General features: G+C 42.2%; 15 protein-coding genes and 1 pseudogene. 7 read left to right on the plus strand and 9 right to left on the minus strand.

Going from position 1 to position 15,683, the window contains the following annotated elements; all coding sequences use genetic code 11:
• Positions 1 to 57 precede the first annotated feature (57 nt).
• On the minus strand, positions 58 to 642 hold the full coding sequence (locus F6J99_RS08310; protein WP_293112525.1) for a chorismate pyruvate-lyase family protein: 585 nt from the start codon (positions 640 to 642) through the stop codon (positions 58 to 60).
• Between the two features lie 100 nt (positions 643 to 742).
• The gene (gene aroF, locus F6J99_RS08315; protein WP_293112526.1) at positions 743 to 1,840 is read right to left on the minus strand and encodes a 3-deoxy-7-phosphoheptulonate synthase; all 1,098 of its coding nucleotides are present in this window, start codon (positions 1,838 to 1,840) and stop codon (positions 743 to 745) included.
• Between the two features lie 924 nt (positions 1,841 to 2,764).
• On the opposite strand from aroF, the gene F6J99_RS08320 reads away from it, so the two are divergent.
• Together F6J99_RS08320 and F6J99_RS08325 are read left to right on the plus strand one after the other, a co-directional pair.
• A complete protein-coding gene (locus F6J99_RS08320; protein WP_293112527.1) occupies positions 2,765 to 2,962 on the plus strand; it encodes a hypothetical protein in 198 nt (65 codons plus the stop codon).
• 359 nt (positions 2,963 to 3,321) lie between these two features.
• Positions 3,322 to 3,498: a hypothetical protein gene (locus tag F6J99_RS08325; protein ID WP_293112528.1), complete on the plus strand. Its 177-nt coding sequence runs from the start codon at positions 3,322 to 3,324 to the stop codon at positions 3,496 to 3,498.
• Between the two features lie 328 nt (positions 3,499 to 3,826).
• Here the strand turns inward: F6J99_RS08325 and F6J99_RS08330 are convergent, their stop codons facing one another.
• Positions 3,827 to 4,051 carry a hypothetical protein gene (locus F6J99_RS08330; protein WP_070396630.1) on the minus strand — a complete coding sequence of 75 codons (225 nt, stop codon included), beginning with the start codon at positions 4,049 to 4,051 and terminating at the stop codon, positions 3,827 to 3,829.
• 1,138 nt (positions 4,052 to 5,189) lie between these two features.
• Here F6J99_RS08330 and F6J99_RS08335 point away from each other — a divergent pair.
• Entirely contained in the window at positions 5,190 to 5,939 is a 750-nt protein-coding gene (locus tag F6J99_RS08335) for a class I SAM-dependent methyltransferase (RefSeq protein WP_293112529.1), read from the plus strand.
• Between the two features lie 88 nt (positions 5,940 to 6,027).
• Positions 6,028 to 7,518 carry a hypothetical protein gene (locus F6J99_RS08340; RefSeq protein WP_293112530.1) on the plus strand — a complete coding sequence of 497 codons (1,491 nt, stop codon included), beginning with the start codon at positions 6,028 to 6,030 and terminating at the stop codon, positions 7,516 to 7,518.
• A 90-nt stretch (positions 7,519 to 7,608) separates the two neighbouring features.
• Here F6J99_RS08340 and F6J99_RS08345 read toward each other — a convergent pair.
• Positions 7,609 to 7,713, minus strand: a pseudogene (locus F6J99_RS08345) (ABC transporter ATP-binding protein); the annotation flags it as partial.
• A gap of 314 nt (positions 7,714 to 8,027) precedes the next feature.
• On the opposite strand from F6J99_RS08345, the gene F6J99_RS08350 reads away from it, so the two are divergent.
• Positions 8,028 to 8,162, plus strand: coding sequence for a hypothetical protein (locus tag F6J99_RS08350; protein WP_293112531.1), 135 nt, complete (start codon positions 8,028 to 8,030; stop codon positions 8,160 to 8,162).
• 47 nt (positions 8,163 to 8,209) lie between these two features.
• Positions 8,210 to 8,695, plus strand: coding sequence for a hypothetical protein (locus F6J99_RS08355; RefSeq protein WP_293112532.1), 486 nt, complete (start codon positions 8,210 to 8,212; stop codon positions 8,693 to 8,695).
• A gap of 7 nt (positions 8,696 to 8,702) precedes the next feature.
• Here the strand turns inward: F6J99_RS08355 and F6J99_RS08360 are convergent, their stop codons facing one another.
• The 3 genes from F6J99_RS08360 to F6J99_RS08370 all read right to left on the minus strand — a co-directional run bounded on the left by F6J99_RS08360 (position 8,703) and on the right by F6J99_RS08370 (position 12,925).
• Entirely contained in the window at positions 8,703 to 9,983 is a 1,281-nt protein-coding gene (locus tag F6J99_RS08360) for a transposase (RefSeq protein ID WP_293112533.1), read from the minus strand.
• A 404-nt stretch (positions 9,984 to 10,387) separates the two neighbouring features.
• Positions 10,388 to 12,316 carry a COR domain-containing protein gene (locus F6J99_RS08365; protein ID WP_365972886.1) on the minus strand — a complete coding sequence of 643 codons (1,929 nt, stop codon included), beginning with the start codon at positions 12,314 to 12,316 and terminating at the stop codon, positions 10,388 to 10,390.
• A gap of 3 nt (positions 12,317 to 12,319) precedes the next feature.
• Positions 12,320 to 12,925 carry a leucine-rich repeat domain-containing protein gene (locus tag F6J99_RS08370; RefSeq protein WP_293112534.1) on the minus strand — a complete coding sequence of 202 codons (606 nt, stop codon included), beginning with the start codon at positions 12,923 to 12,925 and terminating at the stop codon, positions 12,320 to 12,322.
• Between the two features lie 296 nt (positions 12,926 to 13,221).
• Between F6J99_RS08370 and F6J99_RS08375 the strand changes: the two genes are divergently transcribed.
• Positions 13,222 to 13,473 carry a UPF0175 family protein gene (locus F6J99_RS08375; protein ID WP_293112535.1) on the plus strand — a complete coding sequence of 84 codons (252 nt, stop codon included), beginning with the start codon at positions 13,222 to 13,224 and terminating at the stop codon, positions 13,471 to 13,473.
• A gap of 306 nt (positions 13,474 to 13,779) precedes the next feature.
• Here F6J99_RS08375 and F6J99_RS08380 read toward each other — a convergent pair whose 3' ends face one another.
• The gene (locus F6J99_RS08380) at positions 13,780 to 14,004 is read right to left on the minus strand and encodes a hypothetical protein (RefSeq protein ID WP_293112536.1); all 225 of its coding nucleotides are present in this window, start codon (positions 14,002 to 14,004) and stop codon (positions 13,780 to 13,782) included.
• 386 nt (positions 14,005 to 14,390) lie between these two features.
• Complete coding sequence (gene urtE, locus F6J99_RS08385; RefSeq protein ID WP_293044592.1) at positions 14,391 to 15,092, minus strand: urea ABC transporter ATP-binding subunit UrtE; 702 nt, start codon at positions 15,090 to 15,092, stop codon at positions 14,391 to 14,393.
• Positions 15,093 to 15,683: the final 591 nt, after the last annotated feature.

A 15,683-nucleotide genomic window follows, 5' to 3' on the forward strand; every position in this document is an offset into this window, starting at 1 on the left:
GCCCTCCTATGAAATCTTAAAATTTCAGAAGTTCTTCAATAAAATTAACCAATACTATTAGAGCTTTCGCATAAAATTATTTTCCGGAAACTTCTCTGTAATCATCATGGTGTACTGATTATTGGAGATGACGCAGTAGGTTCTATACAGGAGATTGTCTTCGGGTTCAATCTGGAAATAATCCGCTAAATCACCTGCATCTTCTTTGCCAAGTTCGACATTTTCTTTGAAAATTTCCACTTTGTTCTCGACCCAGAGTTTACCAATGGGAGTTTTGGTATCTAACAGTTGGGTTCGCATTTTTTCATTCAGTCTGTCGAGAACTAAAATTGAATCGGCATAGACATAGTTGCGGTCACTCATCTTACCTTGAAGTAGCACTTTGCGAGCGATAACTTCTGTGCCTTTTTTGAGGTTCATCGGCAGGATATCTTCTTCAAGCTGAATCTTGTCTTCAAACAGCTTTTTGATTTTGATTGCTTCCCCCGAATAGGCTTCAATCATATCCGTAACAGTGCCGTTTGTCGTCAGCAATATTCGCTGGAATGGGCTGAGTAATACAGGTTGAATATAATTCCGTTTTCTCGGAAAGTTTTGGGAAAAAATTGGCCTTAAGACTAGGGTTTGAGCGTTCATTTGCATTATTTCTCTAGAATTGGACAAAAAGACCTGTTTGATGAGATATTGTGAGTTGAATCAATCTCAGTTAGCCTTCAATTTTTACTTCAACTCACAACAAAATTTAAACAATGGCACTTAATTTTTGGGTAGCTTGAGGGGATGAAGGGGTGAGGGCTAACTTTTCTGGCCAACGACCCACTGTTTCACCAATAACTGCCATTTCTTGCATCAGTTCTTGATAGCGATGAGGCGTCAAGGATTGAGGGCCATCAGACAGGGCTTGGGAAGGGTTGGGATGAACTTCTATCATCAGAGCATCAGCTCCTGCTGCAATTGAGGCCATTGCCATTGCCGGGACGTATTCGGCTTTACCAGTCCCGTGACTGGGGTCAATCATAATGGGAAGATGAGTCAGTGTCCGCAAGACAGGAATCACGGATAAATCGAGGGTATTGCGGGTATATTTGCGGTCATGGGTGCGAATTCCCCGTTCACACAAAATAACATTAGAATTTCCGGCTGCTAAAATATATTCAGCCGCCATTAACCATTCCTCAATGGTTGCGGACATTCCCCGCTTCAGCAGAACCGGTTTCTCTTGAGCACCAACTCTTTTTAACAGAGAAAAGTTCTGCATATTACGAGCACCAACTTGGAGAATATCTGCAACAGCTGCTATCTTTTCAATGTCGGCTGCATCCATTACCTCGGTGATAATTCCCAAGCCGGTTTCTTGACGTGCAATGGCCAGCAATTCCAAACCACTCTCACCATGTCCTTGAAAAGCATAAGGAGAAGTCCGAGGTTTGTAGGCTCCACCACGTAGGAAATGAGCACCTGCTGCTTTAACTTGTTGGGCGGTTTCGACAATCATCTGTTCATTTTCAACCGAACAAGGACCGGCAGTTTGAACGATGGGACTGTGTTCGCCAAAAGCAACGGAACCGTTGGGTGTTTCAACAATAATTTCACTGGGTTCACCATGTCGGAAGTCTCGACTTGCCCGTTTAAAGGGATGTTCAACTCGTGAGACTTTTTCAATAAAAGGACTGACAGCCTGAATTTTTAAGGGATCGAGTTCAGCCGTTTCACCGACTAAACCAATCACCACTCGGTGTTTGCCGATGATTTTTTCGACGCTGACTTTGTATTGAGACAGTTCGTGTTTAATGTGTTCAATTTCGACTGTCGGAGTGGCTGCTTTGAGGACAATTATCATGCTTTATTTCCGTTGAGATTGAGTTTTATGATTTGGGACGTGATTAACCGGATTTGATCTAACATCAACTTAGTTTGGACGAAGATCAGAATTTGATATGTAGAGTTTGTAGGTCTTGGTGTGCATACTGAAAACTCCTTGATTGTTAGCTTCTAAAAACTTATCGGTGGTCAGCTTAAGTTTTATGCCGAAGAACGATTTTTTTTTTCGAAACTTCTCAAAACTTACCTAGATATAGGGGTGAACAATATTCACCGAAGCCTTGCTCCACTTGAGCTCAAACCAATTTCCACACAATGGTCTGATCAAGGCAACAGGACTTACCCAAAACTGGACTCCAAACTCGATAAGTGGTAAGTTTAGTTAGTAACGCACCCTACCAGTAGTCGTTGAGATTGGGTTGTCTGATTTGGGAAGTGATTAACCGGATTTGATATAATATCAACTTAGTTTGGACGAAGATAAGAATTTGATATGTAGAGTTTGTAGGTCTTGGTGTGCATACTGAAAAACTCTTAATTGTTAGCTTCTAAAAACTTTTCGGGGGTCAGCCTAGGTTTTATGCAGAGGAACGATTTTTTTTCGAAACTTCACAAAACTGACCTAGACCATTGGGTGAACAAGATTATGGAAGCCTTGCTCCACTTGAGCTGAAACCAATTTCCACACCTAGGTCTAATCAAGGCAACAGGACTTACCCAAAACTGGACTCCAGGAAAATTGCCGTACACTAATTACTGATCACCAACTAAACTTGGTAAGCCCTAGCAGGGATTAATACTTCGACCCAAACTAGGGGTGAAGCGTTCCTCAAGTCAATTGAGAGCTTGCCTTGGGTTCAGTATCATGGTCACATAGTGCGTTCGCGTAGCGTGGCCTACGGCCAATCGCATAAGCGCGGAAGCTGAGGCGGTAGGCCACGCTTTGCGTTCGCGTAGCGTCGGCTTTGCCGAAACGCTTCATCGCATTCTGGCTCAATGGTATCGAGAGGCAACAGCAGTAGTGTTTCTATCTGACCGGGAGGGATTTGCACTACCGATTGCCGAAGCCGCATCATTTGGTCGCTTCGTGGTAGTCTCCTTCAAGACTTTTCACTCTTCATTCTCTCCTAACTCTTCTTAATTGTAAAAAACCTACCCTTATGAGGCTACCGTCCCCCCCCTTGCGATCAGCTTTGCTGCGCTAAAAGCGATTGGCCTACGGCCACGCTACGCTATCCCATCAGTAACAAAAACCAACATCCCAATCCAAGGGCGGGTTAAATGAGATAAAGAAATTTTCAACCACTTTACCTGAACCTAATCAATAGTAGCTGTGTATATCCAGCACATTCTTTCCTGATTTTTTACAAATATGAGATAAACCATTAGCAGCTGTGTATACCCGCACAGCTGATCACACAGGTGCATCTTACTGATTAGTCAATTACTATGTTGGACTTCTTTTTCATCCGCGACACCAAGTGGCTGTTTGAAACTGCCATGGAAAACCCCGAATTGGCTCCGTCCGTGGTTGAACTGCTCTTCTTACAAGAGATTAAGTACAACGTTCGTGACAGCTCAATCTTAAAACACGACTATAATCTGACAACTTTAAGACAAGCCTATGTTGACACTCTCCGGTCTAAAGACGGGGGGCAGGATAGTAGTTCTCAATAGTGCTCAACTAATAAGTTGCGCAATACTAGGTAATAATTTCAGCCCATAAGTAGCCCCAATCCGAAGCTGACTGCTGAGTGCTGATAACTGTTCGCCCAGCGTGCCCGTAGCGCATATGCTTACAAAAAAAATAGCCGTAGAAATACTATCCACGGCTATTTCAGTGCTACAAACGCTATGTCATGTCTATCAGTTTCCGAATCAATCCGGATGTGATCCTACCCGAACAAACCCGAGCCTTTGACCGGGGGGGAAACCCCCCATAAATTTAGCGATGCAGCGCGGTCTTGGGGGTTTCCCCCATGAGCGACTGCATCAAGACAACCTATTAACGCCAAGTCGAAGACTTGGTTACAAAACTAATTACTTGCCCTGGAATGCCCGTGGGCTGCAAAGGGCTCCACTCGGAAACCTCTGCATACCCCAGTGCATAAAGGCTGTAAATAGTATTAATTACGGCTTCAGGAGAGCCCTTAATGTACTTAATACGTTTTTTCTTTGGGTTAGAATCTTCATGATTGTTGTCGTGATTCGGAATAAAGTCTGTAGACATGATTAAAAACATCACTTGTGTTTACAGTAATTATTATAATGATTATATATTGAATTGTCAAGGGTTTTAAAAACTTTTTTTTGGGGAGGTAATTTGAGAATAAATTTTAAAAAACCGAATGCTAAATTGATAGGTTATGGGCTACGCCAACAGCTATCAGCTATCAGTTATCAGTTCATGTAGGGTGGGCAGTGCTTAATACAAATCAGATCAGCTGAAAAAGCCCGTTAGCAGGCACTGCCCACCCTAGGATTAATCTCAACTACCGATTGCGGAAGCCCAATCATTTGGTGGCTTGCTGGTGGTCTCTTTTAGGAATCAAGCCGGTGTGAAAGCTGGGGGGGTTCTGCCATCATTACCGTTGACCCTGATCAGCCTAGGGAGGCAGCCTTTGAAGGTAATGGCTGCCTTGAAAGAGAACTAGCCGAGATCAGTACTAATTTGCCCAAGTGGGAAACAGCAGCGATCGCTTATGCTGATGTAATTAATAAACTCCATAGGGAGTAGGGGTAACTATCTCGAATGTACCTCATAACTATGATTAACACTATAGATAGTGTGCCAATCCCCTCATAACTTTTCAGGATTCCAAAGTCAAGCATTAGCGTCTAGTTTGACCTTGGCAGTGATTAGGGTTTTTACTCAAAAACTATGCTGAAAACGCACGAAACAGCCCTGAAGGCTCAACAACGTCTTAACAAAAGTTTAGGGTTTGCATTCCCATACTCTTAGGAGTATGTTAAGATTTTGACGGCTTGTTAAAGTGACAAGGCAATTATAGAATGAAGGTGCAATGAGGCGAATTATCTTATCTGAGCAACTACAATACAAACCATTGCCACGAGCACTAGCAACTTGGCCATAGATGAGGCAATCGCAGAAGCTTTGCGAACCCAGCAATTGACTGCCTTAAGCATCTAAATTGACCGGGAATCCATATCTTCACCGAAAGCAATGTCTTAGCTATACAATTGCGATCGCTAACCGTTGGTTTTAATCAAAGCTTAACTAATTTTGCCCTTCACAATTATCCGAATGACGTGGTAGATAAAGATAGAATCATGAAGTCAATTGACCTGGGAAAGTGAACGAATTTTGGGTAGCAAATCCTAAGCAACTATAGACACTAGAAACAGATATGCAAAACGTTGATTTTGAGATAAAACTACCAGAAATCGATAGTGCTCGCAATTTACCGATCCATGAAGAATACTTTTGGTTAAACCAAAATGGAACGAAACGCAAGCTCCGGTTACACGACTATGTTGATGTGTACCAAATTCCCTATTTGTACGAGCATCTGATGGAAAAGTTGGACAGCCAATCCCATATTGTGCTGACTTCTTTACTGGTTGAACAATTTACCCAAGCTGGCGGCACGGTTGAAGATATGGTGGTGCTAGATATGGGTGCAGGAAGTGGCTTGGTTGCCAAAACTCTAGCTGACTTGGGGGTCAAATCAATTGTGGGGATTGACATTATTCCCCAAGCAGCAGAAGCTGCTCAACGTCAGTATCCTGGGGTTTACGAGGATTACCATGTGGGGGATTTGGCTAATTTAACCGAAACCACTAAGGAGGCATTAAGTCGTCGAGGGTTTAACTGCCTGATTTGTTGCTCCGCTCTGAGTAATGGTCATGTTCCGGCGGATGCTTTGAGTGTAGTATATAATCAGATTGCCCCTGATGGATGGATTGCCTTCAACGTAGCTCAGTATTTCTGGAAAGATGATACTGAGACGGGATTTCAGCAGCAGCACCCTTGGGTAACAGATACAAACATTTTTGAGGTGGTTCAGATACAACCCTACCGACACCGATTTTATACCGATGGACGTCCCCTAGAGTATGTAGCCATCATCGGGCGTAAGCGGTCTAGTATCCTATAAAGCTAGCTATCGAATAGCCCAAATATCGGTCGGTTGGGACCGAGCGGTAGACTTAAAGGGATTTTATAACACTAAAAATGGAGCAATAATGCTAGTAGCACAAAAGAGTCGGATAGATTGTGACCAATTCAATGACTTCTTTGTAGAAGAAATTGCATTAGAGGAGGTGTTGGTTGGCAAAGATACAATCGAGTTTATCTATAGCATTGAAGGCGAAAATATTCGCTGTTCCATCCGTTACAATTCCGTCGAGTTTACCGATCCAGCCTTAAAGTCGCCAGAAGAAACTAAACGTTTTGCAGTGGTTCTAGCAGTGATTTGCTCTGTGCGATTTGGTCCGTTACTTCCGAGACGATTAAATTTTACAAAGTACAGCCGCTACATAGATCAGGAACTGCTGGAATTCCTCAAGGTTGTCATGGTTGGACACTGGAGTCAGCATCGCTATCAAGTGGGACAATTGAGTTACAAGTTTCCCGAGTTTGTAGTCACAGCTTCAGAACTAGGGAAAGACGCAAGTTATCCACTGTGGTCCGCTGCCAAGGTTGACGGTAAAGCAAAGATTATTTTAGGGTCTGGCTCGGGTAAAGACAGTCTGTTGTGCAGCCGGATTTTGGAAGCTGCCGGGATTAACTACGACATTGTAACCTACTTCCACGATATTTATGGGGAGGATGTGGGCCAAGAAACATTGTTCGAGCAGGTAACGAGCCATCTAAAATTTACAAATAAACACGGTGTTTACTTTTATGATCAGTATTACCCGTGGCTGGAAAATCGGTTAAGCAGAACGAATATCATTGCGAGGGCAAAGGATTATTTCGGGAACAATCGCTTTCGCTCGGAAGCGGGAGAAACGCTGCTGACCACAATGGCTATGATACCGGTTCAAATTGTACATGGTATTCCCCTTTTGGCATTGGGACACGAGAAGAGCGCTGATGCACCCAATCTGATTGAGCCGGAATCAGGGGAAGCGATCGCCCACCAATGGACTAAAAGTTTTACCTTTCATCAGACAATCTCCAAGCTCATAGCACGGATGTTTGAGGGAGTTAATATGGTAAGCCTGACCAAACCCATCCATGATATCAAAATCTTTGACCTGCTCTTTGGGCTTGACAACCAGCTACCTTATGGGACAAATTCGTGCAATGTACAAAAGCCTTGGTGTTGCAGATGTGAAAAATGTTGCTACGTCTTTGCCGGTTTTTGCGCCTATGGGGATGTGAGCAAAACGGTTCAAGCTTTTGGCAACAATCTGTTGGAAATGGAAGAAAACGTACCTATTTGGGAAGATTTGCTCGGCCTGAACGGGTACATTGCCTGGGAGTGCGTAGGGCTTCCCGAGGAAACCCAGTGGTATTTTTACAAGCTCTATCTCAGGGGAGTCAAAGGTCGGGCAATGGATTTGTTTGAACAAGAAGTTCTGAATCCGTTGAGACAAAAAGGAGAAGAGCATGTAAAACAATATTTCTCAGCAATCGAGAAAAACTATTCTCAAGTCTATGAAAACCACCATACGATGCCCGAGTGGTTGTGGCAAAAGATTCAGCCAGTCTTGGAACAAAAGTATTGAGTTTAACCCAAGGGAACCGGATATAGCTTTTGCTAGTAAGCCTCAGGTACATCTAAATTTTCTTCCAAGTCTCTGTTGATGCAAAATGCGAGCCGCTTCAATTTCCAAAATAATCGACGGTTGAATGCCTTCGGTAGGTTCGTCTAACACTAATATAGCACTACGCATTAAGGTGTTTGACATTGATAAAACCTGAAACGCTGTTGTAGTAAACTTTTGCCTCTTGACTCTTGCCTCTTGCCTTGGGCGTAGCGCTATAGCTGAGGACGTCCCATTAATGCCCGTGCGTTCCCATTCTCGCTCAATGGTATCGAGAGGCAACAGCGTTAGTATTTTTATCTGATCAGTATAATCCATGTATCAAAGGTAATGCAAGACCCATTGGTCAGATCTAGCCCAGGACTAAAGTCCTAGAAGAATTCAGGTCTATTGCCTCATGTTGTTTCACCCTCCCTGTTTTTAGGATAGAGACATCACACAGAAATCAGCTTATAGCGTTTCTAGGACTCATGAGGTACACATTATTTTTCACCTCTTCCCTCTTCCCTCTTCCCTCTTCCCTCTTACTTCTTACCTCTTCCCTGCTCCCTGCTCCCTGCTCCCTGCTCCCTAAAAACCAGAAATTTGTACCTCACAAGTCGTAGAATTGCTATACATCAAAACACTTAGAAATAGCTAAAGGGTGAACACCATGAATATCAAGCACTTTTCCCTATTTGCAGGTCTTGCAGCCATTACCCTCACTAGTTTTCCCATGGCAGCTAATGCCCACAAAATGCATCGATCTTTCTCCAAACTTAACCTCACTGACCAGCAGGAACAGCAGATTGAAAACATCCGTAACAATACATACTCTGAAATTGAGGATATTCTCACTCCCCAGCAACAAGAGCAATTTGAAACTATAAAAACACTACGCGGTCAACTACGAGACGCAAAAGAGGCTACGAATCTTTCTCAAGAGCAGCGAGACGAAATCCGAGAAATTAAAAAGTCAGTACGAGAAGAGATGGAAAGTATGAATCTCTCTCAAGAGCAGCGAGACGACATCCGGGAGATTAAAAAGTCAGCACGGGAAGAGATGATGGGTATTCTCACCGACGAACAGCGCCAACAAATTCGTCAAGAAATGGGCTCACGTCGAGGTAAGCGTGGATTTAGAAGAGGATCATTGTGACATACTCCTACACTGACCTTTTCAGGTTCAGTGTAGGCTTCTTACCAACACCACCCAACGGTTCGGTTACTCGGTAAGCTTTACTGCTGACGGAATGCCCCACCGCCAAATTTAATACATTAATTGCCGCATTTACATCTCTGTCAGCTACATAACCACAATGAGGACAAGAATGAGTGCGGTCTTTTAGTTTTTTCGGCACTTTTTTGCCGCAGTTAGAACAGTTCTGGCTAGTATTTCGGGGATTCACTGCTTTCGTTACCAGTCCAGCATTCAAGGCCGTAGGCCACGCTACGCGAACGGCTTTGACTGATAGAATTGAGAGGAATTGACCCCACCCAGCATCTAAAACTGATTTTGCCATTTTGGTCTTGGCTAGACTTTTGATATTGAGTTTCTCATGAGCTACCAGATTCGCCGAAGGCGACGCTACGCGAACGTGAACATCTAGTAAACCTTTTGCGGTTTTAAAGTGAAAATCCTTCCTGGTATCAGCTACTTTTTTGTGAGCCTTCCCTAATTTAGTGACAGCTTTCCTTCTATTATTACTCCCATTCTTGGATCTGCTGACAGCTTTCTGGATTTTCTTTAATCGTTTGTGAGCCTTTCGATAATACTGAGGAATTGGTACCTCTGAGCCATCAGACTTAACCAGAAAAGACTTGAGACCCATGTCTATTCCAATAGGGTTTTTAACGCTATCTACTGGAATAACATTTGGCACAGTATCATCTTGGATTGACAGCGTAACATAATAGCCATCAGCCTTTCGAGTGATAGTGGCTGTCTTAATCTTAAAACCTTCTGGGATAGGTCTATGGTAAATAATTTTAACTTTTCCAAATTTTGGGAGAGTTAAAATGTTGCCATTTATTGGGATTTTTGATAGAGAGGGAAAAGTAAATGACTTATATCTATTTTTACTTTTAAAGCGAGGTCTCCCGCTCTTTTTGCCATTGCTATCCCCTTTGAGAAACCGTTTAAAAGCTAGATCGACTCTTTTGACACAGTCTTGGAGGACTTGGGATTGAACTACACTGTACCAAGGTCTGTCCCTCTTCAACTGGGGGAGAGTCTTTTTTTGAGAAAAATAGTCTGGATTATTCCTTAAATCTGGTAGATAACAAACAAGAGGACAAGCGTTAATAGAACAGCGATTTTGTTTGTACCAGTTGAATCTATCAGCCAATAGATAGTTGTATTGGTGCCGCAGCATATCAAGCCATCTTTCTATTTCTGCTTCCTGTGACTTGGTTAGTCTTAACCGATACTGGTACGCTGATCTCATTGTTGCCGTATCCGGTTTTTCGACCTATTATTAGGATAGCAAACGTATTCACAAATGTCAAGGCGTAATAAAAGATAAAAACTTAATGATCAGATTGACTAGTTTTGATAAAAAGCAACTCAAGCAAGAAGCTGACCGGAGAGGAATGACTTGCTCGGAATTACTTAGAAGCTTGATAGCTCGCTTCCCTATACCGAAAGACTCTGTGTAAAATTCATCCCACGCCGACTTTCAGTTCGGACGTGGGGCTTCTTTTACCGGACAGCTAAGACCAGATATAGCGCTACGCGCAAGTCATAAGTCAGAAGTCATAAGTCAGAAGTAAACTATGACTAAGTAGGGTGGGCAGTGCTGAATAGAAAACACCTTAAAAAGTCCGTTACTAGACACTGCCCACCCTACGATTAATTTTGTTGCTCTTGTTGTGTTCCTGGATCTGGACTAAACCATTCCATTACCTTTTCATTAAGAAGTCCGCCAAACAGCCATGCCCCTAATCCTACAAATAAGGTCGCTATTATGCCGATCAGAGCAAGTTTATTTGAGAGATTCCATTTCTTCTCTGTTGGTGACTCATTGACGGTAGCGTTGATAGTATTGTTTTTAGACTCTCTACCTCCTGCTACTATTCCAGTATTCCCGTCTCCAATCTTGATTTCGCTTTTTTCAGACACAGTGTTCCTCCCTGTAGCATTAATATTATTATTAATAGTAATAGATCTATCAGCTTTGTTTGGCTGTCGATAGATATCTGGTTGTTCATCTTTCTTGAACTGCTTTAAACCTATCACATCATCAATTAAACGTAATACTTCAACTGTATTATAGGGAGGACTACCACATTCAATCGTATTCTTACGATAAGCAATCCGCTCTCTTAATTTATCAAATTCATAGAAATGAGGATTTTGACTGTTTTTACAACTAGAACAATTACAGGGGATTAACTTACTACACCTCAATCGGTTATAAGAATCATGGATCTGATCTAGTTCGTAAGTAACAGTAGTCAACAAGTCTCGTTTATGTCTACCAGTAACTCTAATTTTAATTTCTCGCTGTTCGTAATCTTCAATTACTTCTGCTTTGGTGTTCTCTTTGTTTAAAATAACCCCACTTCTCCACACATATTGCTGCTGGTAAATCCACTTATGCATTATCACAATAAACCGAGTTATAATACCTTTGGGCATGAAATCATAGGTATAGCGGAGAATTAGATTGTCAGATTCATCCCAATCATACTCAGGTTGATTTAACGTTAGTAGTTGTGGCGCGATGTAGCTATCTTTCCTCCCAGGGATTAGATAGCAAAGTTTAAACTTTATCATCAATTGTAGCAGTTCATCCTGCATATAAGCATAGTTTTCTTCAGACCAAATTTTTTCTAAATCAGCGCGGTTAAAGCAACCTAGATTGCGAATAACGTCATCGTTATCCAGCACTTTATAGACAGCATAAGTCCCCCATTCCGGTTTGAGAATCACCGTTTTCTTTAATAGAGGGTCATCTTGAAAATGCAAACACACTCCCAGATCGTGTAGGTACCCGCTTAACTGTAATTTATCGTTGTATAAAGTAAACCCATTATTTGAGCAGATCCTTAGATATTCATCCAGACTGATGTGATTACGGCTATCTTCTTCTAAAGCTTCTCTGACTTGTTTCCATGTTCTAGGTAAAGCTGCTTCTTTGATGTGGGGGAGGTTGCTAATATAAAATTCAATTTGGGTAAGAATATCCTCTAAACCTCGGTTAGTCGCTAGGTTTGTTGCTAGGGTTTCTTTCAAATTGGTAAACTGTCCCCGTAAGGCGCGTTCGTTTATTTCTCTATGACGATCTTGTTTCTCATTTTTGATAATTAATAGAGGACTGTTGTCGCTTAATAGTTCTACTATATTCAGCCAGTAGTAGAAATCTGTGTCTTCTTTCCTGGTATCTGCCACTAGGGCGTAAAGGGAACGTTTGGTCAGGAAGAATTGATGGGTGGCGTGATAAATTTCTTGTCCCCCAAAGTCCCAGATATTAACCCGAAAGTCTCGACCGTTCTCCAGTGGAAATTCCCATTGAATAATGTCAATTCCTTCTGTAGATTCTTCGTTTTTATGTAATTGATAGTTTGGGTTCTCTATCTTTTTTGCTAGTGTTGTTTTTCCAGCACCTGCTTCACCGACAATGAGGAGTTTTGCTTCATAGATATAATCTTTTCCTTCTTTCAGTTGTCGGAAATAATCTCTGATTGCTTCAATACCATTTTTTACAATTTCTATTGGTAGAGTTTCAATGGGATTGTAGCTTAAATCAAGCTGGGTTAAGTTGCTAAGCTTTCCGATGAATTATGGGACTGTTGTTAATCGATTTCCGCTTAAATCAAGCTGGGTTAATTTGGTAAGCTTTCCGATGGATTCTGGGACTATTTTCAATTGATTATTGTATAAATCAAGCTGGGTTAATTTGGTAAGCTTTCCGATGAATTCTGGGACTGTTTTTAATTGATTTTCTCTTAAATTAAGCTGGGTTAATTTGGTAAGGTTTCCGATGGATTCTGGGACTGTTTTTAATTGATTTCCGCTTAAATTAAGCTGGGTTAATTTGGTAAGGTTTCCGATGGATTCTGGGACTGTTTTTAATTGATTTCCGCTTAAATTAAGCTGGGTTAAGTTAGTAAGCTTTCCGATGGATTCTGGGACTGTTGTTAATTGATTTCCGCTTAAATTAAGCTGGGTTAAGTTAGTAAGCTTTCCGATGGATTCTGGGACTGTTGTTAATTGATTTCCGCTTAAATACAATACTTCCAACTGTGATAACTGAAAAACTTCAGTTATAATTTCAGTTAACTGGTCACCATCGTACGACAAAAAAATACGGCTTAAATTTAACTGTTTAAGCTGCTTCTCTTTTGCTTCTCTTATTATCTTAACAAAACGTTCTGGTAAAGCCATTTTTATTCAATTAAAGCGGTTTTAAATTAGGCGAGGTACATTTTTTTAGGGAGTAGGGAGCAGGGAGCAGGGAGCAGGGAGCAGGTAAAAGGCAAGAGGCAAGAGGCAAGAGGGAAAAAATCCTGTGTACCTCATTAAACTAAAAACTACTATACTTATCAAGTTCGTAGGGTGCGTTAGGGACGGGGGAGCCATGATTGTAGTGTTAGGATAATCCCTCCCGTAACGCACCATCTGGTCAAACGGCAAAAATGAGATGCACCCTTTCAATAATAGCAAATTTTAGCACATAACTAATGTCAGAAGTCACAATTAACTTACCTGAAGACGTTTTTAGTGCCCGTCGCCTTCCCCCAGAAGAATTTGTGCAGGAAATGCGGCTTGCTGCTGCTATCTACTGGTATCAAAAGCGGGAAATCTCCATGGAAAAAGCAGCCTCCGTGGCTGGGTTAAACCGTAGGGACTTTCTTGCCGCCCTAGCCCGCGAACAAATTGATGTCTTTGCTGTTGACTTTGACGATCTAGAGCGCGAGATGAACCGTGGCTGAACTTCCGGCGTTGCTGAATTAAGGAATGAATTCGCGATCATCTGGTTTTGTTAAAGCCCCCTAAATCCCCCAACTTTGGGGGACTTTGAACGTCTTATTCCCCCCAAAATTGGGGGGCTAGGGGGGCAAAACCATACCCATAATCAGCAACGCCGAACTTCCTGCTACCAGCACCTGCTCACAGATAAAAAAGTTATAATTTGAATCGAGTAGTAACTCACTAAAACGGGATTTGTCTCTGAGTAATGCTGAGAACAAAATGTTGGTATCAACTATAACTGCTTGGTTTTGTCCGATCACAATTTACTACTTATCAAGTTTAGATTTAACCTTAGACCAAACCGTAGAGTCAATCTCATCAGCTAATTCAGCCGCCACCTCTTCTGTGAATTGACTGCGCTGGCTGATTGAGTTGAGTTCAAGATAGTTGAGGAGTTGGGTCAGTTGCTGATAATCAATTGCTGTCTTATCAATCTTGATGATGATCGTTTGGTCATCAACACTAAGATTGTAATAAGGATTGTTAGACATAAGTTATAGCAATTCTACGACTTGTGAGGTACAAATATCTGGGTTTTAGGGAGCAGGGAGCAGGGAGCAGGGAGCAGGTAAGAGAAACCCACCCCTAACCCCTCCCAGGAGGGGAAGGCAAGAGCCAATTGTCAAACAATTCTGTGTACCTCATGAGTCCTAGAAACGCTATATAAGTCAATACAGTAGTATTGTAATATATTGTATATAATATCTATAGCGGTTTTTGCCATAATGAGGTACACAGTTTTTTTACCTGTTCCCTCTTCCCCTCCTGGGAGGGCTTAGGGTTGGGTTAATCTTCCCTGTTCCCTGTTCCCAGATCCGCTGTTCCCTAAAACCAGAAACTCTGTACCTCACCAAATTAAAAACCGCTATGTAACGATTCAAACCGCTAAGAATTGCTGAATAACATCCTGACTAAGTTCACTAGTTGCCCCGGATGCCACAATTCCACCCTTCTGCATGGCATAGTAGCGGTCAGCTTGTCGGACAAAATGTAGATGCTGCTCCACCAAGAGCACGGAAATCCCAGTGGTTTTAATAATCCGGCGCACAGCCGCTTCAATTTCCAAAATAATCGACGGTTGAATCCCTTCGGTGGGTTCGTCTAACACTAATAACTGAGGACGTCCCATTAATGCCCGTGCGATCGCTAATTGTTGCTGTTGTCCACCACTCAAGTCACCACCCATCCGGGACAACATTGATTTTAAGACTGGAAACAGCTCAAAGATAGTGTCTAGGATATCGTCTTCAGCCTTTCTACCCCCTCGACGTGCTTCTAAACCCAGCAACAGATTCTCTTTCACCGTTACCCGAGGGATAATCTCCCTCCCCTGGGGAACATAGCCAATCCCTAATCTGGCTCGTTTATCCGTCGATAGTTTAGTCAGGGGTTGACCAGCAAAGGTAATGGTGCCAGTGCGGGGTTTGAGTAATCCCATAATCGTTTTGAGTAGAGTAGTTTTGCCCACACCATTCCGTCCAATCAGGCAAACCATTTGTCCTGCTGGTACATTCAAATCTACATTTCTGAGAATGTGGCTTTCACCGTAGTAGACATTTAAATTGGAAATTTGCAGCATAAGAGTTTTTTAGAATTTAGAATTTAGAATCGGGAATCGGGAATCGGGAATCGGGAATCGGGAATCGGGAATCGGGAATCGGGAATTGGGAATCGGGAATCACAAAAATCCCGATATAGTGGATTAACTATTGCCTATTGCCTTTTGCCTATTGCCTATTGCCTATTACCTATTGCCTATTGCCTATTGCCTATTGCCTATTGCCTATTACCTATTGCCTTAAATGCTATAACACTTTACCCTTTACCCTTCTCCTACTTCTGCTTCCAAGCTTTTTACCACTTCTGCTGGCACATTCAACAAGTTCACTAAGTTTTGGTAAGCTGCTGCTTCAGCGTCGTTAATCTTTGGTTCGGTAGGTGTACGGGAACTTGATTTAATCACTTCATAAGCCAGCTTCACGATTAGTTTTCGTTCTTCAATACTTTCTATTTCAGTAGTCAACTCTTCGATAGGAACATTAAGTGCTAAATAATTCTGTAATTCTTGTCGCAATTGTTGCTGTTGTTCTGCATCTGTCGCAAACACTTGGCTAAAGCGAGATATCATCACATCAACTTCTTCTCGTGCCAGATTACCATCAGACCAAGC

This window comes from Moorena sp. SIO4G3, from assembly GCF_010692305.1.
Taxonomy (GTDB): domain Bacteria; phylum Cyanobacteriota; class Cyanobacteriia; order Cyanobacteriales; family Coleofasciculaceae; genus Moorena; species Moorena producens_A.